Source organism: Yoonia sediminilitoris (assembly GCF_003058085.1).
GTDB classification, from domain to species: Bacteria; Pseudomonadota; Alphaproteobacteria; order Rhodobacterales; family Rhodobacteraceae; genus Yoonia; species Yoonia sediminilitoris.
In genome coordinates this window covers 30,549-48,774 of record NZ_QBUD01000001.1, presented here as the reverse complement: position 1 = coordinate 48,774, position 18,226 = coordinate 30,549, and the positions used below count along the sequence as shown (strand labels likewise).

The 18,226-nt window shown below is 57.3% G+C and carries 18 protein-coding genes; 5 read left to right on the top strand and 13 right to left on the bottom strand.

Translation table 11 applies throughout. The annotated features are described in order from the left end of the window. Window positions 1-10: 10 nt before the first annotated feature. The 5 genes from rlmH to C8N45_RS00240 all read right to left on the bottom strand — a co-directional run bounded on the left by rlmH (window position 11) and on the right by C8N45_RS00240 (window position 4,094). Window positions 11-481 carry a 23S rRNA (pseudouridine(1915)-N(3))-methyltransferase RlmH gene (rlmH, locus tag C8N45_RS00260; protein WP_108384172.1) on the bottom strand — a complete coding sequence of 157 codons (471 nt, stop codon included), beginning with the start codon at window positions 479-481 and terminating at the stop codon, window positions 11-13. Further along, window positions 481-942 carry a ribosome silencing factor gene (rsfS, locus tag C8N45_RS00255; RefSeq protein WP_168769367.1) on the bottom strand — a complete coding sequence of 154 codons (462 nt, stop codon included), beginning with the start codon at window positions 940-942 and terminating at the stop codon, window positions 481-483. Before rsfS ends, rlmH begins: the two co-directional genes overlap by 1 nt. 206 nt (window positions 943-1,148) lie before the next feature. Beyond that, complete coding sequence (locus C8N45_RS00250; RefSeq protein ID WP_108384170.1) at window positions 1,149-2,174, bottom strand: zinc-binding dehydrogenase; 1,026 nt, start codon at window positions 2,172-2,174, stop codon at window positions 1,149-1,151. A gap of 57 nt (window positions 2,175-2,231) precedes the next feature. Continuing rightward, complete coding sequence (gene xth / locus C8N45_RS00245) at window positions 2,232-3,020, bottom strand: exodeoxyribonuclease III (RefSeq protein ID WP_108384169.1); 789 nt, start codon at window positions 3,018-3,020, stop codon at window positions 2,232-2,234. 90 nt (window positions 3,021-3,110) lie between these two features. Then, window positions 3,111-4,094, bottom strand: coding sequence for an asparaginase (locus tag C8N45_RS00240; protein ID WP_108384167.1), 984 nt, complete (start codon window positions 4,092-4,094; stop codon window positions 3,111-3,113). Between the two features lie 195 nt (window positions 4,095-4,289). On the opposite strand from C8N45_RS00240, the gene C8N45_RS00230 reads away from it, so the two are divergent. From C8N45_RS00230 to C8N45_RS00220, 3 genes are all read left to right on the top strand, one after another. Next, window positions 4,290-4,820, top strand: a complete 531-nt coding sequence (locus tag C8N45_RS00230) for an invasion associated locus B family protein (RefSeq protein WP_108384164.1) — start codon at window positions 4,290-4,292, stop codon at window positions 4,818-4,820. A gap of 116 nt (window positions 4,821-4,936) precedes the next feature. After that, on the top strand, window positions 4,937-6,112 hold the full coding sequence (gene rlmN, locus C8N45_RS00225) for a dual-specificity RNA methyltransferase RlmN (protein WP_108384162.1): 1,176 nt from the start codon (window positions 4,937-4,939) through the stop codon (window positions 6,110-6,112). A 35-nt stretch (window positions 6,113-6,147) separates the two neighbouring features. Then, complete coding sequence (locus C8N45_RS00220) at window positions 6,148-6,552, top strand: hypothetical protein (RefSeq protein WP_133175912.1); 405 nt, start codon at window positions 6,148-6,150, stop codon at window positions 6,550-6,552. Window positions 6,553-6,556: 4 nt separating this feature from the next. Here the strand turns inward: C8N45_RS00220 and C8N45_RS00215 are convergent, their stop codons facing one another. From C8N45_RS00215 to C8N45_RS00185, 7 genes are all read right to left on the bottom strand, one after another. Then, on the bottom strand, window positions 6,557-7,681 hold the full coding sequence (locus C8N45_RS00215; protein WP_108384159.1) for a Gfo/Idh/MocA family protein: 1,125 nt from the start codon (window positions 7,679-7,681) through the stop codon (window positions 6,557-6,559). A 9-nt stretch (window positions 7,682-7,690) separates the two neighbouring features. After that, the gene (locus C8N45_RS00210; protein ID WP_108384157.1) at window positions 7,691-8,437 is read right to left on the bottom strand and encodes a sugar phosphate isomerase/epimerase family protein; all 747 of its coding nucleotides are present in this window, start codon (window positions 8,435-8,437) and stop codon (window positions 7,691-7,693) included. 18 nt (window positions 8,438-8,455) lie between these two features. Beyond that, window positions 8,456-10,822 (bottom strand): glycoside hydrolase family 2 protein, encoded by a 2,367-nt coding sequence (locus tag C8N45_RS00205; protein ID WP_245882503.1) that lies wholly within the window; start codon window positions 10,820-10,822, stop codon window positions 8,456-8,458. Further along, window positions 10,819-11,898 (bottom strand): ABC transporter ATP-binding protein, encoded by a 1,080-nt coding sequence (locus C8N45_RS00200; RefSeq protein WP_108384156.1) that lies wholly within the window; start codon window positions 11,896-11,898, stop codon window positions 10,819-10,821. Before C8N45_RS00200 ends, C8N45_RS00205 begins: the two co-directional genes overlap by 4 nt. A 2-nt stretch (window positions 11,899-11,900) precedes the next feature. Next, entirely contained in the window at window positions 11,901-12,884 is a 984-nt protein-coding gene (locus C8N45_RS00195; protein WP_108384154.1) for a carbohydrate ABC transporter permease, read from the bottom strand. Continuing rightward, window positions 12,877-13,794, bottom strand: coding sequence for a carbohydrate ABC transporter permease (locus C8N45_RS00190; RefSeq protein ID WP_108384153.1), 918 nt, complete (start codon window positions 13,792-13,794; stop codon window positions 12,877-12,879). The genes C8N45_RS00195 and C8N45_RS00190 overlap by 8 nt, the downstream gene beginning before the upstream one ends. An 89-nt stretch (window positions 13,795-13,883) precedes the next feature. Then, window positions 13,884-15,110, bottom strand: a complete 1,227-nt coding sequence (locus tag C8N45_RS00185; RefSeq protein WP_108384151.1) for an ABC transporter substrate-binding protein — start codon at window positions 15,108-15,110, stop codon at window positions 13,884-13,886. Between the two features lie 200 nt (window positions 15,111-15,310). Between C8N45_RS00185 and C8N45_RS00180 the strand changes: the two genes are divergently transcribed. Beyond that, window positions 15,311-16,348 (top strand): LacI family transcriptional regulator, encoded by a 1,038-nt coding sequence (locus C8N45_RS00180; protein ID WP_108384150.1) that lies wholly within the window; start codon window positions 15,311-15,313, stop codon window positions 16,346-16,348. Between the two features lie 14 nt (window positions 16,349-16,362). Here the strand turns inward: C8N45_RS00180 and C8N45_RS00175 are convergent, their stop codons facing one another. Beyond that, entirely contained in the window at window positions 16,363-17,208 is an 846-nt protein-coding gene (locus C8N45_RS00175) for an LOG family protein (RefSeq protein WP_108384148.1), read from the bottom strand. A gap of 187 nt (window positions 17,209-17,395) precedes the next feature. Here C8N45_RS00175 and dapD point away from each other — a divergent pair, with 187 nt between their 5' ends. Then, window positions 17,396-18,223 carry a 2,3,4,5-tetrahydropyridine-2,6-dicarboxylate N-succinyltransferase gene (gene dapD / locus C8N45_RS00170; protein WP_108384146.1) on the top strand — a complete coding sequence of 276 codons (828 nt, stop codon included), beginning with the start codon at window positions 17,396-17,398 and terminating at the stop codon, window positions 18,221-18,223. Window positions 18,224-18,226: the final 3 nt, after the last annotated feature.

Here is an 18,226-nt window from a genome sequence, read left to right as displayed (position 1 = left end):
ACTGCCCGTATCAGCTGCGATGATAAGGTCCACCTGCCAGAATAGAGGCGGCGCGGTAAAGCTGTTCGGCCAGCATCACCCGGACCAGCATGTGCGGCCAGACCATTTTGCCAAAACTCAACGATGCATCTGCGCGGGCACGCAAGGCCGGATCAATGCCATCAGCGCCGCCAATGATAAATGATACATCCTGCCGACCCTGATCACGCCAGCGCCCCAATGTCTGCGCAAAGTCCGGCGACGCCATGAGCTTGCCACGTTCGTCCAGCGTGCAGATCAGGGCACCATCGGGGACCGCGCGTTCCAACAATGCGGCCTCTGCCGCCATGCCCCCGCCCTTTTTGTCTTCGACCTCGATCAGTTGCGCCGGGCCCAGCGCCAATGCCCGCCCGGTCCGGTCAAAGCGGGTCAGGTAATCATCATAGAGGTCACGCTCGGGGCCCTTGCGCAGTCGCCCGACCGCGCAAATCTGGACCCGCATCAGACTGTTGTCGCCGTACCTGGCTGCCACATCTTTTCAAGCTGGTAGAACTCGCGCACTTCGGGACGGAAAATATGGACAATGATATCGCCCGTATCAATCAGCACCCAATCGCCGGTGTCTTTGCCTTCGATCTTCGACAGAATACCAAATTCCTGCTTCAGACGGTCAGCCAGCTTTTCCGACATGGCCGTCACCTGACGTGTCGAGCGGCCGGAAGCGATCACCATATAGTCGCCCATTTCGGATTTCCCGCGCAGATTGATCTGCACGATATCCTCGCCTTTGTCATCATCTAGTGACTTCAGTACAGCCGCCAAAAGGCTTTCGCTGTCTGCGGTTTTGGGCGCGTTCACTGCGTGCGCCCCTGCGTTGGCCGGATCGTCGGCCGAGGTGATAAGAGACAGTGCATTGTCCTCCTTATAGCGCGCCGTCATGGCCCCGACGCAAGGCTTGTTCATAAAATAGCAACGCAGTTGGCGATTTTCAACAAATCTGACACCCTGCGCAGGCTGCCTTGGCGCAATTCAGCCGTTTGTGCAAGCCGCAGCAGGCGCTTGGAGGCATCCTCGATTGAATCGTTACCTCAAAACAATGACAATTTTTTAGGCTTTGAATAAAATGCAAAGGAATAAGGCACATCGGTAGACCTGTTGCGAAGCCCGCCCTAGCTGCGCGGATCTATGAAAGCTTTTCCGTCAGGTTTGGCCAAGACCCCCGGCAGTTCCGCCATCGCCTGCGACAAAGGCACGACCCCTGCCACATCCGTCGTCCACTTGCCTGTGACGAAACGCTCCTGAATCTCCATGAAGGCCTGTGTCACACGGTCGCGGTCGGTTTGCTTGAGCCAACGGGTCAGCCAGAACCCTTCGATCTGCTTGTTGCGAAAGATCATTTGCCCAAGGTTGGTCAGCTTTGGGGCCTGAGTCGACAATTTCCCGTAGTTGACCCAGCGCGCATGGTTTGGCATGGCAAAGAACAAATCCGCCGTGAACTGATCGCCAACCGCATCCAGCAGGATACGCGGCTTGTACCTGTCAAAGGCCGCCTGCGCTTGGGTCAGCGCATCATCATCGCTGCTGACAATCACTTCTGCTGCGCCAAGTGCGCGCAACATGTCGGCCTGTGCGGCGCGGCGCACAACGGCAATCGGCTTGATCCCATGATCGCGCCCCAACGCGATCAGCAACTTGCATAATTGCGAGCCTGCCGCGTTCAAAACAAAAGAGTCCGCCCCCGCAGCTTTGACAATATCGAACATGGCAATCGCGGTCAGCGGATTGACCACCTGACCAGCCGCATCGGTTTCGGCCAGATCAGGACGGCAGGGAACAAGCCCTTGCAGATCGGTCATCGCATATTCCGCCCATGTGCCGGACCCGGTTGCATAAAAGCTGACCCGCTGCCCCAAAAGCGGGGTTTCACCTGCCACGACCTCGCCCACGGCTTCAAATCCGGCGGGCATCCCGTGCACGCGCGGCTGACCATATTCACCCTTGATGAAATGGATGTCCGACGGGTTCACGGCTGCCAGATGCACCTTGATCAATGCCTGTCCCGCGGCGGGGACGGGCAAAGCAATGTCGCGCAGTGCCAGATAAGGGGAAAGGTCTGACAGGTTTGGCCCGGTGTGGCTGTCGGCGTAACCGCTGTGCAACTGCACCATGGCTTTCATCGTCGTGGGCAGGGTCATAGGCGTATCCTTCCTTTAATTTATCGGGCCTTTTTTATGGCGTCAGGCACGGGGGCCCTAAAGATCAAACGTGGCAAATACGGGGGCATGATCGCTTGGCTTGTCCCATCCGCGCACATCCCGCAGAACGCGACTTGAATGGGCTGCATTCTTGATGTCGGGAGTGGCCCAGATGTGATCCAGGCGGCGGCCCTTATCGGCGGCGTCCCAATCCTTGGCACGGTAGGACCACCAACTGTAAAGCCGCCCGTCGGGGATATCCTTGCGGGTCACATCGGTCCACGCGCCAGCCTCCATCACCTCATTGAAATGGTCCACTTCAATCGGGGTATGGCTCACGACTTTCAGCAGTTTCTTGTGATCCCAAACGTCGTCTTCGCGCGGTGCGATGTTCAGATCTCCCACAAGGATGGATTTCTGCGGCTTGTCCCTCGAAAAGGTGTCGCGCATTTCGGTCAGGTAGTCGAGTTTCTGACCAAACTTTTCGTTGACGGTGCGATCAGCCACATCGCCGCCTGCGGGGACATAATGGTTATGGATCGTCACCCCGTTGTCCAGCCGTGCGGCTATATGGCGGGCATGGCCAAGGCTTGCGAAATCCTCGGCCCCTGCCTCAACCATCGGAATCTTGGAAAAGATTGCGACCCCGTTATAGGACTTCTGCCCCCGCGCAACCTTGTGGGAGTAACCCAGTTGCGCAAACTGCTCTGTCGGGATTTTGTCCACCACGCTTTTGCATTCTTGCAAACACAAGACATCAGGCGCCTCTTCACGCAGCAGGCGGGCCACGATATCTTCGCGCAGCCTGACAGAGTTGATGTTCCAAGTGGCAAGGGTAAAGGTCATGAGGGGGCGTTCCTTGTTGCGGCGTGTGCTCGATGCCGGTCTATGTGCCCGTACGGGGGTGAATGTTCAACCAAGCGCGGCGCAACCGGGTCATCGCAACGCTGCCGCTGGCCTAATGTGGCCCGTGACTGTGCCACGCCGATTGGCAATCGGCGGGTTCATCCGTGCAATAGCTGCCGGATGCAACGCATCCAGCACCCCCAACTTGACTAGAATCGCCGCAATCACACATTCCGCCGCACGGGTTGATCCGTCGGCCGCCTTGACCGCGACACCCAATCGTTTTTCGGGGATTATGGCGGTAAACACGCCCTCGGCCCCTGTCTTGATTGTGACCTTGCCTTGCATGGCGCGCATCAGTTCGGTGCAGGCGCGTCCTTCGCCCGCGACCAGCGCAGGGTGTGCCGCCATCGCCTGCACAAGCCGCGATGCCGCAGTGCTGCGCGCGTCAGAGCGGTCATGTGCACTCGCGAAGAACGCCATCGACCGGGCCAGCCCATGCAGGGTGCAGGCATGGTTGGGGGCCGAACAGCCATCGATCCCGTAGAGCGGGCTGGTTTCCTGCACGGTTTCCTCGAACGCGGATTTGCACAATTGCTGAATCGGATGGTCGATCAGTTCATAATCCGGCCCGGCGCCGATATGCTGGGTCAGATGCAAAAAACCCGCATGTTTGCCGGAACAGTTATTGTGAATTTGGCAGGGCGTTTGATCGGATTTGATCAAGGCCGTCTTGATCGCCGGATCGCGGGGCATCTGCGGACCGCAGCGAAAATCATCATCTGTCAAACCAAGGTCACGCAACCACGCGCCGACGCGGTCGATATGGATCGCGGCACCACTATGCGAAGCGCAAGCCAGCGCCAACTGTTCATCGCTGAGCGCAATGCCGCTTTCCACCAGCGGCAGGGCCTGCACCATCTTGCACGATGAGCGGGGAAAGATCAGCTTGTCCGGATCACCCCAGCACTGCACGATTTGCCCCAAATCATCGCAGACCACGGCGTGCCCCTGATGCACAGACTCAAGCAAATCGCCACGCCAGACCTCTACCATGTCAACCGGTTTACCCATGCTGTCTTCACTTTCCACTTTGATTTCGTTTCAGATTGACCGGCCCGTCGTGTTTGGGGCTTTCCCAGCGGGTCGATTTCTTGTTAGGCTATGGGCTATCGAGTTAAGTCAGGTCCTGCCAGTAGAAAAGCTGCGCAAAGATGCATCAAGGTATCAATGGGACGGCAGAGGCAAGGACAGCTTGGAGGCTGTAAGATGATTTCTATGATTTCGCGCATGATAGGCGTATCCGCCACGGTTTTTTGGGTCGGGTCAGCAGTGGCCCAAGAGGAAAGTAGCAGTCGGGTGGCTGCCAACACCGACTGGAGCGTTTTCGTCGAGAGCAACCCGAATGAATGTTGGGCTGTGTCCGCCCCGAAGGAAACGGTCAATACGCGTGATGGCAATGTCGTCACGGTCCGCCGTGGCGATATCCGGCTGATCGTATTCTATCGCCCCGGCAAAGGCGTAAACGGGCAGGTGATGTTTGCTGGCGGCTACCCTTTTGCTGATGGCTCGACCGTCGATTTGAAAATTGACGATACGACGTTCCAGATGTTCACCGAAGGCGAGTTTGCATGGCCTGCGACTCCCGAAGATGACGCCAAATTCGTGGCGGCCATGAAGCGCGGCGCCACGGCGATTGCCACCGGGCGGTCGGGCCGGGGCACTGTGACGCAGGACACTTTTAGCCTGCTGGGCTTTACCGCAGCGGTCGAAGAAGCGGAAACCCGCTGCACCGGTTGAGAGGTGCGCCTCCGGCGGGGATATTTTTGGCCATAAGAAGTTGGGCACGCTTTCCTTGTGAAGGCGGCCCTTTTTTCTTATATGAACGGCTTGACCCCTGACCAGCGAGACGCTCCATGGACCCCAAGGCCCCGATCACCCAAGATGTGCTGACGATTCCGCGCAAGCAGCCTGACGGCCCCCAAAACCTGATCGGGCTCACGCGTACGCAGATGCGCGATGCCCTGATCGCGGCAGGCACCCCAGAAAAACAGGCCAAGATGCGCGTCGGTCAGATCTGGCAGTGGATCTACCATTGGGGCGTCCGCGATTTTGCGGCGATGACCAATCTGGCCAAGGATTACCGCGCAATGCTGGCCGAAAAGTTTGTGATCGCAGTCCCCAAAGTTGTGACCCGGCAGGTGTCGGACGACGGCACCCGCAAGTATCTGTGCCGCATCGCTGGCGGTCACGAGGTCGAAGTTGTCTATATCCCCGAAACCGATCGCGGAACCTTGTGCATTTCCAGTCAGGTTGGTTGTACTCTGACCTGCTCTTTCTGCCATACCGGCACCCAAAAGCTTGTCCGCAATCTGACGCCCGCGGAAATCATCGGTCAGGTGATGTTGGCCCGTGATGATCTGGGCGAATGGCCGGAGCAGGGAACCCGGTCCGATAGCCCGCGCTTGTTGTCCAATATAGTCCTGATGGGGATGGGCGAGCCGCTTTATAATTTTGAGAACGTGCGCGACGCGATGAAAATTGCGATGGACCCAGACGGGATTCAGCTGTCCCGTCGCCGGATTACCCTTTCGACCTCGGGCGTCGTGCCCGAAATTGCCCGTACCGCTCAGGAAATCGGCTGTCAGCTGGCCGTGTCCTTTCACGCCACAACAGACGCGGTGCGCGATGGGTTGGTTCCGATTAACAAACGCTGGAATATCGCTGAACTGCTGGATGCCCTGCGGGTCTATCCCAAAGTGTCGAATTCCGAGCGGATCACCTTTGAATATGTGATGCTGGACGGGGTGAACGACAGTGATGAAGACGCCCACCGTCTGGTTAAGCTGATTGAGGGTATCCCTGCCAAGATCAACCTGATCCCTTTCAACGAATGGCCCGGCGCGCCTTATCGTCGGTCATCCAACAACCGCATCCGCGCCTTTGCCGATATTGTTCACAATGCGGGATATGCATCGCCAGTGCGCAAGCCACGCGGCGAGGATATCATGGCCGCTTGCGGTCAATTGAAATCCGCGACAGAGCGCGCCCGGAAGTCGCGTGCCCAGATCGCGCAGGAAACCGGGCTTTAACCGTATCTTCACCATGTCCGAGCGATATGGTGCGTATGAAACAAATTTTACTCAACCTCCCGCCCGAACTTGCCGACGCCCTTGAACATCTTGGAGGGCGCGACGATCAGGCGATAGGTGTTTTGGTGTGCGCTGCCCTGTCGCGCGATTTTCAGCGCAGTAAGACAGCGCGCGCAGCAAGGGTTGAAAAGCAGCTTGCGCCGTTACGCGCCGAATTGGAGCATGATCTGCGATCGGCCACCAGTTGGGCAGACCTGCAAAACAGATTGCATCGCCGCGGGTACTATTTCGCGAAATCCGGCGGCGGCCTTTGTCTTGAGGATCTGGCCGGGCGCAGGCTGTGCAGCCTGAGCGATCTTGGCTATAGCCACGCAAGGATGCGGCGCCGGTTTGGCGGCCCGATGAAACCATCGGACGCGCCACCTGTCATGGTCGGCTAGCCGGTCAGGCCAGCAGGGCGCGCGCCTCTTGCGGCGACAATGCTGCGGGACGTGCGCAAGTGGTTGTCAGATCGATGAACCTGCGTTCTTCGCCAGCCCTCAGGATGCTTGTCATGACATCAACGGCATGCACGGCCAGATCGACGCTACAGCGATGCGCGCGCCCTTCGGCAATCGCCGTCGCCATATCGGCAAGTCCTGCACAGCGATAGTTCGCCCGCGTGCCGTCATCCTGATTAGGCACACCGAATGGATGATCCCAAGTGGGAAGCGCCCTGATTTCCTTATCCGGCCCGCCGATTTCGACTGTCCCACCAAAGAAATTCGGGTCCGGCACAAACAGCGATGCATCTTCGCCGTAAAGCTCCATCGGGCTGTGTCGGTTGGCCCAGACATCCCAGCTGGCCCCAAGGGTCACAGTGGCACCATTTGCGAATTCAAGCAGTGCGTGAATGTTCGTGGGTGTTGAAACCGGGATCTGTTCACCGGTGCGGGGCCCGCTGCCGATGGTCCGCTCTGCAAAGGTGGTTGTCGCCAGCGACGCCACCGATTTCACAGGCCCGATCAGTTGCAGCAGGTTCACCACGTAATATGGGCCGATATCCAACACGGGGCCCGCGCCCGGCTGAAAAAAGAAATCCGGATTCGGGTGCCAGCTTTCCATGCCGTGCCCCATCACATGGCATGTGCCCCCGATGATGCGGCCCACATCGCCGGCGTCAATCGCAGCACGCGCCTGCTGATGCGCGCCCCCAAGAAACGTATCAGGGGCCGACCCGACCCGCAGGTTCTTGGCAGCGGCAAGTTCACGCAGCTTTTCCGCCTCTTCCAAGGTCAACACCAGTGGCTTTTCGGAATAGGCATGTTTGCCCGCTTCAAGAATCTGGCGGGTCACGTCAAAATGCACCGCGGGGATCGTCAGGTTGACAACCACATCAATATCCGGCGCCTTGAGCAGGTCAGCGACAGTTTCGGCGCGCAGGTCGAACTCTGCGGCCTTTGCCCGTGCTGCGTCCATGTTGATATCAGCCACAGCCTTGACCGAAAGCGATTTGAACATGGGCGCAAGACGGCAGTAGGCGGTTGAAATATTGCCGCATCCAATGATGCCAACGCCAAGTTGTGTCATGTGTTTTCCTTAGAAGTTCTGGATCGCGGCCAGCGACCGGGTCGCAAAGCGTTGGTGGTCCTTGGGGTTGTCATGTTCAACGACGTAATGATCGCACCCCGCCGCCTGCAATGCGGTATGAATGGCGGGCCAGTCCATTGTACCGTGGCCCACATCGGCCCAGCCGTCCTCGTCCGTGCATTCGCCTGCGGCGGCCACATCCTTGATATGGGCGGCGGCAATCCGTCCGCTGTATTTATTGATCCAGGCGACGGGGTCCTCTCCGGCGCGTGTGACCCAGCCCAGATCAAGCTCCATCATCAAATCGTCAGATGCTCCCATCATCAGATCAAGGGGGAATTCCCCGCTGGCAAGCTTGGTCAGTTCAAAATCATGATTGTGCCAGCCCCAGACAAGGCCCGCATCCTGCACTGGCTTGCCAATCTCGGCCAACCGTTGGCCGAACGCGGCCCAGCCGGCGGCATCCGTGGGGCGCTGATCTGGTGCGATATGAGGGGCGAATACTTTTTTGACTCCCAGATCCTTGATGATTTGCAGCATACCCGCCGGATCGTCAGCCAGCAACTGATGCCCGACATGGCTGCTCGTCATTTGCAGGCCTGTCTCTGCAAGTCCGGCTTTCAACCCTTCCAGATCATTGAACAGGCCATTATAGCCCTCGACTTGGGTAAAGCCTGCGTCCGACAGCATTTTCAGCGTGGCCCCAATCGGCGGAAAGTTGCGGGAACAATAGAGCTGGTAGGATATGTTAAGCATTGTACTTCCTTGATGGCGTTATCGGTAAGTTGCGCTGTGCAAATCACGAAACGTGAATGTCGCAGCCGCATCGGGATCGGCTGGCGTGAAGCACATGGTCGTTTCAGTCTCTGGCAACAGGGTCAGGACGTTCTGATCAAACCGACCTGCAATGTCTGCTTCGACCGCAAAGAAATGCGCCAGCCCTTCCGAACGAACGTGAATCACATTGCCTTCCACACGAAGCAGGAGCTGGGGCGATTGCAGGTCATAGGATTTATAGGGGCGCGGGGCAAAGGTATCATGGGTTTGCTGCCCGTCGGCGGTGCGCCAGACATAATGCAGCATTTCTTGCGGCCCGATTTGGTCGGCCGCGACATGCAATGCGTCAATTGAGGCAGCGTCAGTCATGACCTCGGCCTGCCCGATCTGACGCGTGCGCCCGTCCATAGCCAGCGCATAAGCGCTGATCGCAACGGTTTCCGGCTGTGGCGCATCATTGACGACCCGCAACATGTAGCCGCTGTCATCCGGGACCGCCGTGACCAGCAAAGGTGCAAAAAAATCCTGCGCCATATGGTGCATCAGCTTCCAGTCACCCTGATGGTTCAGGGAAGCCCACGAACAAACCGGCCAGGTGTCATTCAATTGCCAGATCAGCGTGCCCATGCAGTGCGGTTTCAGGCTGCGCCAATGGGTGACGGCAGTTTTGATCGCCAGCCCCTGCTGGATTTGGGACAGATAGACAAAATCATCGAACTTTTCCGGCCAGCGGAAATAGCGAAACATCGTCTCGGCGATCCGGGCATTGCCGCCTGCGTTCTTCTGGTGACTTTCCAGAACAGGGGCGGCGATATTCTGATCCTCTGGCCCGGCGAAGCGTTCAATTTCGATCATCGACGGATAGCTTTGAAAACCGAATTCCGAGCAAAAGCGCGGGCTGACATCGCGGTAGTGGTCAAAGTCGCGGCCTTCGTGCCAGACTGACCAGAAATGCATGTCGCCGGATCCGTCATCGTGCCACGCATCGCCGAAATTCATCGGGCCGGGCGATGGTGATGACGGCCACCAATTCGCGGTGGGGTCGATGTCTTTCAATGCCACCTCAAGCGTGCGGTTCAGACGGTCGTAATTCACGAGATAGCGGTCACGGTCCTTGATCGAACAGGCGTACCAACCCAATGCCCCGATCAGTTCATTATCACCGCACCAGACAGCAAGGCAGGCGTGATGATGGATGCGGGCCACATTATCAGCGACCTCGGCCCTGACGTTGGCCAGGTAGCTTTCGTCAGAGGGATACAGGTTGCAGGCAAACATGAAATCCTGCCAGACCATCAAGCCCAGTTCATCGCATGCATCATAGAAACTGTCCGGCTCATAGCGCCCGCCGCCCCAGACGCGAACCATGTTCATGTTCGCATCCACGGCAGATTGCAGCAACGCGCGGGTCTTGGCGTCTGTAATACGGCCTGGCAAAGCATCTGCGGGAATCCAGTTGGCACCTTTGCAAAACACATCGCGGCCATTGACCCGAAATTTGAACCCAAGCCCCGCGCTATCTGTCTCAGCCACCAGTTCCATAGTGCGCAAACCGACCAAGCGCGTGGCCGTTGCTTTAGCGACGGTAACGGCAAGCCGATAAAGATGCGGGTCGCCCTGCCCTACGGGCCACCAAAGCACGGGGTCAGCAATGCGGATGGAAAAGTCACAAACCCCATCCACACAATCGGCCATGACCGTCTGCCCGGCCAGTGTTGCAGTCACCGCACCCTGCCAATTGTTGACATAAGCGGTGATCTCCACATCCACAAAGCCGTCGCCATGTTCCTGCACGATCGCCATCCGGTCGATGCGCGGGGCTGCTGATGGCTCAATTGCCATCTTTCCATAAATGCCGAACGGAGCCAGCGCGATGTTCCAATCCCAGCCAAAATCAAAAGCTGGTTTGCGCAGCATATTCCCGTTTGGAATCGGGCAGTTATCACTTTGCGGCAAATCAAACGGGTGGGCTTCCTGCCTGGCGGAACCTGCCGCGACAACATTGTGAAATGTCACGCTGATGGTATTGCTGCCCACACGTCCAACGCCGTTTAGTGAGACGCGGTAGGTGCGAAAGGCATTCTCGGCCTCCAACACGATGATATCGTTCACCCGAACCGTCACGACCGTATCGACTTCGGACAGGACCAGATCGACATCTGTCTCCGTCAGGTCAAACCCGCGCGTTGCTGTCCAGTCGCGTTCACAAATCCAGCGCAAGTCATATTCGTTCCGCCCCCAATAGGGGTCAGGGATCAACCCTGCGGCATGCAATGCGCTGATACCGTCAGTGGGCATCGCCATGGTACAGGCATAGGCCCCACTGTCGTCAGACAGCGCCCAGTCTCCTGAGAGGTCATTCAAATTCGGTTCTCGCTGGCCTTGTCAAACAGTGACGCCCGCGCAGGATCAATCCCGATCGCAAGTGCCTCGCCTGCCTTGACAATCGCCTGCCCGTCCATCCGGATGCGGAACCCGTGCTGGCCCAGTTTGGCATAGATCAGGGTGTCAGAACCCATAGGTTCGACCAGATCAACGTCAACAGTATATTGCAGCGGCGCATTACCGACCAATTCGCCCGTGACCACATGCTCTGGCCGGATTCCGATTACTGCAGCACGGTTACTTGGTTGGCCCTCGACGTATTCGTAGCCGGTCATCGGCATGGCCATGTCGTCAATCCTGAAACTGCCGTCTGCGAACTGCCCCTCAAGAAAGTTCATCGACGGCGAGCCGATGAAATCCGCGACATATAGATTGCGCGGCCTGTTATAGATTTCATCCGGGCTGCCCAATTGCATAATGGCGCCGCCTTTCATGACGGCAATCCGGTCCGCCAGCGTCATCGCCTCGACCTGATCATGGGTCACGTAGATCATCGTATTTTGCAACTGGTTGTGCAGGCGCTTCAATTCCACCCGCAGGTCAACGCGCAGCTTGGCATCAAGGTTCGACAGCGGTTCATCGAACAAGAAAACATCCACATCCCGCACCAGTGCACGCCCAATGGCCACCCGCTGCCGCTGCCCACCTGACAGGGCACCGGGTTTGCGGTCCAGCAAGGCTTCGATCTGTAGAATACCGGCGGCACGTGCCACGCGTTCTTCAATCTCGGCCTTGGGCAACTTTGCATTCTTGAGCCCGAACGACAGGTTCCCCCGCACCGTCATCTGCGGATATAGCGCGTAGGATTGGAACACCATGCCGATGCCCCGCTCTGACGGTTCGGCCCATGTGACGTTCTGGCCCTTGATATGGATTTGCCCGTCCGTCACTTCCAAAAGGCCCGCGATACAGTTCAGCAGGGTTGATTTGCCACAGCCCGATGACCCCAGCAGGACAAGGAATTCGCCCTCGTGAATGTTCAGGTCCAGCTCTTGCAGCACTTTGACAGCGCCAAAAGCCAGATCGAGTTTCTTGATTTCAACAGAATAGGACATAGTCAGCCTTTCACAGCACCGGCTGCAATGCCGCGTACGAAGAGTTTGCCAGAGGCGAAGTAAATGACGAGTGGCACCAGACCGGTCAGCAGAGTTGCCGCCATATTGACGTTATATTCCTTAACGCCCTGTACCGAATTCACGATGTTATTCAGCTGCACAGTCATCGGATAAATATTGGGTTTGGTGTAGATCACGCCGAACAGGAAGTCGTTCCAGATGCCCGTTACCTGCAAAATGATCGCGACGACGAAAATCGGCAGCGCCATAGGCAGCATGATCTTGAAATAGATCGTCCAGAACCCCGCCCCATCCACGCGGGCGGCCTTGAACAACTCTTCGGGCACCGAGGCAAAGTAATTGCGGAACAGCAACGTCAGAATCGGCATCCCGAATATCGAATGCACGATCACCAGCCCTGACAGCGACCCCATCAGGCGAATGCGGCCAAACGGTTCCATTCCCAGCGCCTCAAGTATCGGGTTCATCCATGACACCAGCCAGGTGATTCCGTCACCGCTTTCGCGCAGCATGATCACCAGCGGGTACAGCATCGTCTGATAAGGGATAAAGGCGCCGATGATCAGAACGGTAAAGAACGTCTCGGACCCTTTGAACTTCCAGTTGGCCAGCGCGTAACCATTGACCGACGCAATCGAAATCGACAGCACCAGCGACGGGACCAAAATCCACACCGAATTCCAGAAACCCCGCGACAGCCCATCGCAATTGATGCCGGTGCAGGCTTCCGACCATGCCTTGACCCATGGCTGATAGGTGATCTCAAGCGGTGGGCCAAAGACGTTGCCCATCCGAATTTCGGGCATACCCTTGAGAGACGTGACCATCATCACATAAAGCGGCAGCAAGTAGTACAAGCTGACCACAATCAATGTGCCATAGAGGAAAATATTCCCCCGGCTCAGCCGTTTTTTGGGCTTCGGCCCTTGCGGGACAACCCCGGCATTTGCGTTCAGATCAGCCATTTTTCTTCCCCCCGAATTCAAGATAGGCCCAAGGGATCAGAATGATCACAACCGAAACCAGCATCATCGTGGATGCCGCAAACCCCTGCCCAAGGTTCTGCGCCTGAAACATGTAGTTGATGACGTATTTTGCGGGCACTTCGGAACTGATCCCCGGCCCCCCGTTGGTCTGGGCCACGACCAGATCGTAAAGTTTGATGATACCGGACGCGATCAGCACAAGTGACGTGATAAAGACAGGGCGCATCATCGGAATGATGACCTGCACATAGGTTTTGACGGTACCAATCCCGTCGACCCGTGCGGCTTTCCAGATGTCCTCATCAATGCCACGCAGACCCGCCAGCATGATGCACATGATCAGGCCGGTCCCTTGCCACAAGCCCGCAATCAGCAGGCCAAACATGACCGTTTCGGGGTTGTTGAGCGGATCAAAGTTAAAGCTCTCCCAGCCCCAACCACGCACGACTGACTGAAATCCGAATTGCGGGTTCAAAATCCATTGCCATGCCAGCCCGGTCACAACGAACGAAAGTGCAAATGGATAAAGAAAAATGGTGCGGAATGTATTTTCAAAGCGGATCTTGCGGTCAAGGCACGCGGCCAGACAGAAAGCCACAACCAACGTGAAGGTCAGTGAAAAGAACCCGTAGAGAGCAAGGTTCTTGACCGAAATGATCCAACGGTCGCTGTCCCACAGGCGTTCATATTGCGCCAGTCCGACCCAGTCGCGCTTGGGCAACATCCGCGAACCGGTGAAGGAATGCAGGACGGTCCACAATGTACCGCCAACGAAAACGCAAAGCGCCGTCAGGATCATCGGGATCGAAGCAATCTTTGCCATCTTGTTCTTGAACATCCGGTTCGGCTTGCGAACCGTCTGAACCGGGGGGTCCGAGGCCACGGTCATCGTGTCGGCTCCATCATCAGGAAATAGGGGAATGTTGTTGCGGGCACGGCGATGCGTTCGCCCCGTGCCCGCATGATCAGAGCAAAGCGTCAGTCAGCGCGTGCGATGATGTCGGCATATTTCGCCTGCGCTTCGCTGGCTGGCATGTCCGACGACCAGAATTGCGCCATCAGGTCCTCGATCTGGGTTTGCGTATCAGCAGACAATGACTGGTCGCCCGATGGCAGAACACCACCGTCCGCCAGAATACCCAGACCCTTTTGCATACAGCCGTTTGCTGCCGCCATGTCAATGTCGCCGCGCACGGGCAATGATCCTTTGGCAAGGTTGAACGACACCTGCACTTCGGGCGAAATTAGAAGTGCGGCCAGCTCTTTTTGCGCAGCAGTGATTTCAGGGTCATCATTGACCGGGAAATAGAAAGCGTCACCGCCGGTATCCAGAATGGGGTTCAATCCCAGACCGGGCAGGCAGGAGTAATCCTCGCCTTCGACCTGTTGTGCGACAGAAAACTCGCCCTGCGCCCAGTCACCCATCAGCTGCGCACCAGCGGTGCCTGTGATGACCATATTGGTTGCCTGGTTCCAGTCCTGCACGTTGGATTCGCGCGCCAACTCGCGCGCAGATGCGACAGCTTCGAACACAGCCGTATACTCGGGCCCGCGGGCCACATCAGCGTTCTTGTTCACGGTTACTTCACGCCATGCATCCAGACCGGCCACGGCGATGGTGATCGCACCAAAGGCAAGGTTCTGCTGCCAGCCCTGCTGCCCCATCGCCAGCGGCGTCACACCTGCTTTTTCCAGTGCAGGCGCAGAGGCTACAAATTCATTCCAATCCGATGGCACGGCAACACCGGCCTTTTCATAGGCGTCATGCGAAAGCCACAGCCACTGGGCCGAGTGGATATTGACCGGCACGCAGTAAATCCGGCCGTCCAAAGTGCAGGAATCCAACAGGCTGGAGGGGTTCACGATGTCGCGCCATCCGCCAGCTTCAGCCACATCGGTCAGGTCCAGCAACAAACCTGCTTCGATCAGTTCTTCTGCCTGCCGTCCGTGGTTCAACTGTGTCGCGGCCATCGGATCGCCACCCAGAATCCGCGAAATGATGATCGGACGTGCAGTGCCCCCTGAACCCGCAATCGCGCCGTCCACCCATGTGTTGCCCGTGGCATTCCATGCGTCGGCGAATTTGGAAACGGCTGCGGCTTCACCACCCGAAGTCCACCAGTGGGTGACTTCAAGTTCTACCGCCGATGCAGCTGACGCACTGACGATCGCCGTTGCGGCAAGCAGTTTTGTTCTGAAATTCATTTTGGTTTTCCTCCCTGTTACTAAATCGTTGTAGTAGAGCCTATATCGATTTAGATTGACCTAGCAAGAGTTTTTAAGCAACATTAACTGAAACATCCTGCAAAAAGTAAGCGACTGAAGTCGTTGGCCTTTTGTGGGACGGCGCATATATATCGCCGCAAGAACCAGCGAAATGCTGTGAAAATAGGACCTTGGACAAGATGCCGGGAAGTAAACTGTCAGCCGAGCAGAGAAGTGCGCTTCTACCGGCTGGTACCAAGCCAACGCTGAAAACCATCTCAAAAATCAGCGGGTTGGCCGTGCCCACGGTGTCACGCGCGCTGAATGACGCGCCCGATATCGGGCGCGACACCAAAAAGCTGATTCGCCAGATCGCGGACGAGATTGGATATGTGCCCAACAGGGCCGGTGTGCGTTTGCGAACCGGCCGGACAAATGTGATCAGCCTGATCATGTCCACCGAACATGACAATCACACCGCCCGTCTGATTTCATCAGTGGCAGAAGGATTGCAGGGCACAAACTTTCATCTCAATGTCACCCCTTACGCACCCGGCGACGATATCATGAAACCCATCCGCTATATTGTCGAAACCGGGTCCGCTGATGGTGTGATATTCAACCAGATCGAACCCAATGATCCGCGCATCGCCTATCTGATGGAGCGTGATTTTCCATTTGCCACCCACGGGCGCAGCAATTGGTCGGACCAGCACGCCTATTATGATTTTGACAATGAAGCCTACGGGCGACGCGCAATCAACATGTTACATGCGCGCAACCGCAAACATGTAGCTGTCGTGGCCCCGCCCCAAAAACAAAGCTATGCCTTGCATCTTGTTGCCGGATTACGCGAGCGGGCAGAGGCCAACCAGCAAAGCCTGTTTATCCTTGATACGGTCACAAGCGACAGCCCCAGCCCCGATGTGGCCGACGCACTGATCGCACATCTGAAGGCACACCCGCAAACGGATACAGTTGTGACAGCATCCGCCGGTGCCGCAATGGGTGCCGTCGCCGCCGCCGAAGCCTGCGGCCGCACGATTGGCAAAGACTTTGATATCTTTGCCAAAGAGGCGGCGCCGTTTCTCAAACTTGTCCGGTCGGATATCCTGACGATGGCAGAATCAGTTGGCTCTGCCGGGGAATTTCTGGCCAAGGCCGCCATTCAGGCGATCCGCCATCCCGAACTTGCGCCGATGCAACATCTTGAGGTCCCGGAAAAACCGGAACAGTGATCTGCGTCAGGGTCCTAACGCCCCGGTATAGCCCCGCGTTTTTCGCCCTTGCCTTCCCAACTGTCCAATGCGGCGACCGCCTCTTCTGCGGTCTCGACAAAGCGGAACAGCGACAGGTCATCTTCGGAAATCGTGCCTGCATCGGCAAGCGCCTCCCAATTGATGATCTTTTCCCAAAAAGACCGCCCGAACAGCAGGAACGGCACCCGCGCCATGCGTCCCGTCTGGATTAGCGTAAGCGCTTCAAACATCTCGTCCAAGGTGCCAAAACCACCGGGAAAAACGCAAACAGCCCCGGCACGCATCAGAAAATGCATCTTGCGGACCGCGAAATAGTGGAAATTGAAACACAACTCTGGCGAGACATACGTATTGGGCGCCTGTTCGTGCGGCAAAACGATGTTGAGCCCGATTGACTTGCCCCCCGCATCCTCTGCGCCGCGGTTGCCCGCCTCCATCACACCCGGCCCGCCGCCAGTGGCGATCACATCGTCGGTACCGCCATTTTCCACAGATCGTTTTGTCATCATCTGCGAAAACCGGCGCGCTTCGGTGTAATATTGCGAAAGGTCGGCCAGTGTTTGCGTGCGCGCCGTGTCCTTTTGCGATGGTTCAGGGATGCGGGCCCCACCGAACAGAACAATAGTCGAATTGATACCGGCCTCGTTCATCAGCATCTCGGGCTTGAGCAGTTCGAGCTGCAACCGCACTGGCCGCAGTTCTTCGCGACACAGGAACTCCTCGTCCGCAAAGGCCAGCGCGTAAGACGGCGCACGGGTTTGCGGCGTGTCGGGGATATGAGTCGCTGCCTCGCGATCCTCATGACTATCACGCAACGGGTGATTTCGGTGATCTTTCATAGAACTGTCCCTTGGGTCGTTTGCGCCAAGGTTGCCGCTTGCGCCTTAAGATGCAATCAATCTTGTCGCGCGCGCGGGCTGTTTTTCAGGAATGTTCCATTGAACCACCCCATCATCATCATGCGGCGTTGATTGATCCTGCCGGTCGGGCTACTTACCCGCTTAAATACAATGATCGGAGACTGACATGTCCAACGCTGCCCTTGAGACCGCCATCGAATCCGCATGGGAGGCCCGTGATACCATCACCCCAGCCACCACAGGTGAAACCCGCGAAGCGATCGAGGATACGCTGCATGCGCTCGACAGCGGCTCATTGCGCGTCGCCGAAAAGCAGGAAGATGGCAGTTGGCATGTGAACCAATGGGCCAAAAAGGCGGTTTTGCTGGGCTTTCGCATCAAGGACATGGAACAGCAGGATGGCGGTCCGCAAGGCTCCGGTTGGTGGGACAAGGTCGACAGCAAGTTCAAAGGCTGGGGCGACAACCAGTGGAAGGCCGCAGGTTTCCGCGCCGTTCCCAACTGCGTTGTGCGCAAGTCGGCCTTTATCGCCCCCGGCGTGGTACTGATGCCGTCATTCGTGAACCTTGGCGCCTATGTTGACGAGGGCACCATGGTCGATACCTGGGCCACCGTCGGATCATGCGCGCAGATCGGCAAGAACGTGCATCTGTCAGGCGGCGTTGGCATCGGTGGCGTGCTGGAACCCATGCAGGCGGGCCCCACGATCATCGAAGACAATTGCTTTATCGGGGCACGGTCCGAAGTCGTCGAAGGCTGCATTGTGCGTGAAGGGTCCGTGCTGGGCATGGGTGTTTTCATCGGCCAATCCACCAAGATCGTCGACCGTGAAACCGGCGAGGTCATGTATGGCGAAGTACCGCCTTATTCGGTGGTCGTTGCAGGCTCCATGCCGTCAAAGAACAACGTGAACCTTTATTGCGCTGTAATTGTCAAGCGCGTGGACGAGCGGACCCGTTCAAAAACGGGCATCAATGAGCTACTGAGGGACTAGGCC

Excerpts from the sequence above, each read along its gene's own strand:
- C8N45_RS00210 (WP_108384157.1), bottom strand. The coding sequence starts at position 8,437 with ATGCTTAACATATCCTACCAGCTCTATTGTTCCCGCAACTTTCCGCCG.
- rlmH (WP_108384172.1), bottom strand. The coding sequence starts at position 481 with ATGCGGGTCCAGATTTGCGCGGTCGGGCGACTGCGCAAGGGCCCCGAG.
- rsfS (WP_168769367.1), bottom strand. The coding sequence starts at position 942 with ATGAACAAGCCTTGCGTCGGGGCCATGACGGCGCGCTATAAGGAGGAC.
- C8N45_RS00215 (WP_108384159.1), bottom strand. The coding sequence starts at position 7,681 with ATGACACAACTTGGCGTTGGCATCATTGGATGCGGCAATATTTCAACC.
- C8N45_RS00240 (WP_108384167.1), bottom strand. The coding sequence starts at position 4,094 with ATGGGTAAACCGGTTGACATGGTAGAGGTCTGGCGTGGCGATTTGCTT.
- C8N45_RS00190 (WP_108384153.1), bottom strand. The coding sequence starts at position 13,794 with ATGACCGTGGCCTCGGACCCCCCGGTTCAGACGGTTCGCAAGCCGAAC.
- C8N45_RS00220 (WP_133175912.1), top strand. The coding sequence starts at position 6,148 with ATGAAACAAATTTTACTCAACCTCCCGCCCGAACTTGCCGACGCCCTT.
- C8N45_RS00200 (WP_108384156.1), bottom strand. The coding sequence starts at position 11,898 with ATGTCCTATTCTGTTGAAATCAAGAAACTCGATCTGGCTTTTGGCGCT.
- C8N45_RS00175 (WP_108384148.1), bottom strand. The coding sequence starts at position 17,208 with ATGAAAGATCACCGAAATCACCCGTTGCGTGATAGTCATGAGGATCGC.
- xth (WP_108384169.1), bottom strand. The coding sequence starts at position 3,020 with ATGACCTTTACCCTTGCCACTTGGAACATCAACTCTGTCAGGCTGCGC.
- C8N45_RS00230 (WP_108384164.1), top strand. The coding sequence starts at position 4,290 with ATGATTTCTATGATTTCGCGCATGATAGGCGTATCCGCCACGGTTTTT.
- C8N45_RS00180 (WP_108384150.1), top strand. The coding sequence starts at position 15,311 with ATGCCGGGAAGTAAACTGTCAGCCGAGCAGAGAAGTGCGCTTCTACCG.
- C8N45_RS00250 (WP_108384170.1), bottom strand. The coding sequence starts at position 2,174 with ATGACCCTGCCCACGACGATGAAAGCCATGGTGCAGTTGCACAGCGGT.
- dapD (WP_108384146.1), top strand. The coding sequence starts at position 17,396 with ATGTCCAACGCTGCCCTTGAGACCGCCATCGAATCCGCATGGGAGGCC.
- rlmN (WP_108384162.1), top strand. The coding sequence starts at position 4,937 with ATGGACCCCAAGGCCCCGATCACCCAAGATGTGCTGACGATTCCGCGC.
- C8N45_RS00185 (WP_108384151.1), bottom strand. The coding sequence starts at position 15,110 with ATGAATTTCAGAACAAAACTGCTTGCCGCAACGGCGATCGTCAGTGCG.
- C8N45_RS00195 (WP_108384154.1), bottom strand. The coding sequence starts at position 12,884 with ATGGCTGATCTGAACGCAAATGCCGGGGTTGTCCCGCAAGGGCCGAAG.